We start from the raw sequence: 2,670 nt of genomic DNA, 5'->3' as shown, positions 1-2,670 counted from the left end.
TGCCCTACCCGGTCGACCTCGCCGCAGCCGCCCGCGAGCTGCAGCGCCAGGTGACCCGCCGCGTGGGCCGTCTGACCGGACTCGAGGTCACCGAGGTCGCCCTCGCGATCCGTCGCCTCCTTCCCGAGGGCAGCGGCGGCCGCGTCCACTGACCCGCAGCGCACACCCCATCACCGAGCCCTTCCCGCGGGACACCGCCGGGGCATCCGCCCGCCCACCGCCACCAGATCTCAGGGAGAGCCGGCATGACACACCAGCCCCCGGCCGTCTCCGACCCGGACCCCGAATCCGCCACCGCGCAGGGTGGCCCGTCCGAAAGCAGCCCGGCCGGCACACCGGCGGCCCAGACCGAGCGCGGCCGTACGGCGTCGCGCTGGTGGTCCGAGCGGAGGGTTCCCGCCGCGATCGTGGCCCTCGTCGTCCTGGCAGCCTGCGCGCTCACGCTGTTCGACGTTGTCCGGGTGCGTACCGGCCACACGGCCGCCGCCTGGCGCAAGACCCTCGCCGACGAACTCGCCACCCGACCGATCGACGACCCGTGGGTCATCACCGGCGCGGCAGTGGCAGCCGTCCTCGGCCTGTTGCTGATCGTTCTGGCGCTCACCCCCGGCCGCCGGCACCTCCTGCCCATGGCAGTCCCCGACAACCCGGACGCACCACAGGCCGCACTCGACCGCGACGGCGCCGCCCGACTGCTGCGTGATGCCGCCCTACGGGTGCCGGGCGTCTCCCACGCCGACATCAGGGTGCGCCGGCGCCGGATCAACGCCCGCGCCCAGGTGGCCTTCCGCGACCTGGACACGGTGCGGACCGAGGTCACCGAAGCCTTGACAGCACAGCTCGACGCCCTCGCCCTGGCCCGTGTGCCCCGGCTCACGGTCCGGGCCCGGCGGCGCGGCCCGTGACCGTGCCACCGCAGCGCTACGGACCGCGTGCCCATCTTCACGGGAGACGACCTGATGAACTCTCACTCCGTCCTCAACCGGACCCTGCTGGCCGTCGCGGGCCTGGTCATGCTGGGCGGCGGCCTGCTCGTGCTGGTCGGAGCCCTGGACCTCTACCGGCGCTGGAGCCTCGACCCGCCTGCCGACTGGCCCCTCACCGGCCCGCACGACACCCTCGTGCCGGTCCGGGACCGCACCCGCTGGACGGACACGGACTGGTGGTGGCCGACCGTCATCGCCGCCCTGGCCGTCCTCACCGCCCTGGCCCTGTGGTGGTTCCTGGCACAACTGCGCCACCGGCACCCCGGACGCCTGCCGGTCGGCAACCCGCCCTGCGACGGCGTCGAACTGCACGACAGCGCCCTCGCCGACGCCCTGGCCGCCGACGCCTCCCGACTCCCCGGCGTCCACAAGGCGCAGGCCCACCTGACCGGTCAGGCCCACCACCCCCACGCCACCCTCGACCTCACCCTCGATCCGGACGCCCACCCCCGCGACATCCTCCCCGCACTGGAAGGCACCTTGAACCGCGCCCGCCGCAGCACCGGATGGGAGCAACTCCCCACGCGGGCCACGCTGCGGGTCGCCTCCCACCGGCCCCACCGCGCCGAATGACCGGCGATGACCAGGTCACGGCAACATCGGACAGGCCGGAGTGAGAGCCTCCCGTCGAGGCCCGGTGCCGACCGGTCCACCGCTACGGGCTTTGCCGTACCGGTGTCTTGGAGCGCGCCGCAGGAGTCCGAGGGCATCGAGGAGGGTGCGGCGGTCGGTCTGGCCATCGGCATGGGCGGTGACGGTGCGGCGGGTGCGGGCCGGGACCGCTTCCGGCAAGCCCGCGACCGCACGCGTTCTCGCTCGTCGTTCCTGGCGCTCGCCGCTACTGCAGTACTTTCAGTACCGCCAGGGAGAGCCGCTGTGCGGTGGGGCGAGGGTCCGCGCCGGGCAGGACGAGGTGGCTGATGGTCATCCGGACGGCAATGTCCGCCGCCGTGTCGATGAGGTCCTCATCCCGCTCGGGGAAGCGTTCCGTGAGCCACGTGCGCAGGAGGTTCTGCCCCGCGTCGAAGATCGGGTCCGCGCGTGCCGTGAGGTAGGGCAGCAGGCTGTCGGAGCCCTTTCTGGCGGCCAGGACGACAGCCCGGATGAGCGGGTTGCGGTGGGCTTCGGTGAGGACGAAGAAGACGGCTGCCTCCAGGGAGGCGCAGGGGTCCGGGAGCCCGGGGTAGAGGGTCAGCGCCACGCTTTCCAGGAACTCGCGTGTCTCTCTGAGCACCAGGGCCCGGCCGAGGCCCGCCCGGTTGCCGAACTCCTTGTAGACGGAGGGGCGGGACACCTCGGCGGCCGTGGCCACGGCCGACAGGCTTACTTGGTCCCAGCCCGAGGAACATGTCAGGTCGCGTGCGGCGTCCAGGACGCGCCGTCTCATGTGCTTGCGCCAGGCGACGCGTGGCGGATCGGGTATCGCCGCACGGGTGTCGAGTGGCCGTGCCCCGTCCGTGTGTCCAGTCATGAGGCGAGTCTGGCAGGAGCGGGGGCATGCTCGTGGGGTGCTCTGCGCGTGGGTGACGTGGAGGCCCGCCACCCGGGCCCGCGGGGGTGCCCGGGTGGCGGAGACGGGGAGGCTCCGGTGCCGTCAGGAGCGCTTGCGGCGGATCAGGAAGATGATTCCTCCGCCGAGCGCCAGTGCCGCCGAGAACCAGGTGCTGCGTCTGATAGCGGACCG

General features: G+C 73.2%; 3 protein-coding genes. 2 read left to right on the top strand and 1 reads right to left on the bottom strand.

Annotated elements, in window-relative coordinates; all coding sequences use genetic code 11:
• The first annotated feature begins 245 nt into the window (after nucleotides 1–245).
• Together ABZ641_RS32270 and ABZ641_RS32265 are read left to right on the top strand one after the other, a co-directional pair.
• Nucleotides 246–905, top strand: a complete 660-nt coding sequence (locus tag ABZ641_RS32270; RefSeq protein ID WP_344625319.1) for a DUF6286 domain-containing protein — start codon at nucleotides 246–248, stop codon at nucleotides 903–905.
• Between the two features lie 54 nt (nucleotides 906–959).
• A complete protein-coding gene (locus ABZ641_RS32265; RefSeq protein WP_344625320.1) occupies nucleotides 960–1,559 on the top strand; it encodes an alkaline shock response membrane anchor protein AmaP in 600 nt (199 codons plus the stop codon).
• A gap of 265 nt (nucleotides 1,560–1,824) precedes the next feature.
• On the opposite strand, the gene ABZ641_RS32260 is transcribed toward ABZ641_RS32265, so the two are convergent.
• Nucleotides 1,825–2,373, bottom strand: a complete 549-nt coding sequence (locus ABZ641_RS32260) for a TetR family transcriptional regulator (RefSeq protein WP_359987589.1) — start codon at nucleotides 2,371–2,373, stop codon at nucleotides 1,825–1,827.
• Between the last annotated feature and the right edge of the window lie 297 nt (nucleotides 2,374–2,670).

The sequence above is a fragment of the Kitasatospora sp. NPDC007106 genome, from assembly GCF_040634455.1.
In the GTDB taxonomy this organism is placed as follows: Bacteria; Actinomycetota; Actinomycetes; order Streptomycetales; family Streptomycetaceae; genus Kitasatospora; species Kitasatospora arboriphila.
The sequence above is the reverse complement of the archived record's forward strand: the minus strand, read 5'-3'. Positions and strand labels throughout refer to the sequence as shown.

Excerpts from the sequence above, each read along its gene's own strand:
- ABZ641_RS32270 (WP_344625319.1), top strand. The coding sequence starts at position 246 with ATGACACACCAGCCCCCGGCCGTCTCCGACCCGGACCCCGAATCCGCC.
- ABZ641_RS32265 (WP_344625320.1), top strand. The coding sequence starts at position 960 with ATGAACTCTCACTCCGTCCTCAACCGGACCCTGCTGGCCGTCGCGGGC.
- ABZ641_RS32260 (WP_359987589.1), bottom strand. The coding sequence starts at position 2,373 with ATGAGACGGCGCGTCCTGGACGCCGCACGCGACCTGACATGTTCCTCG.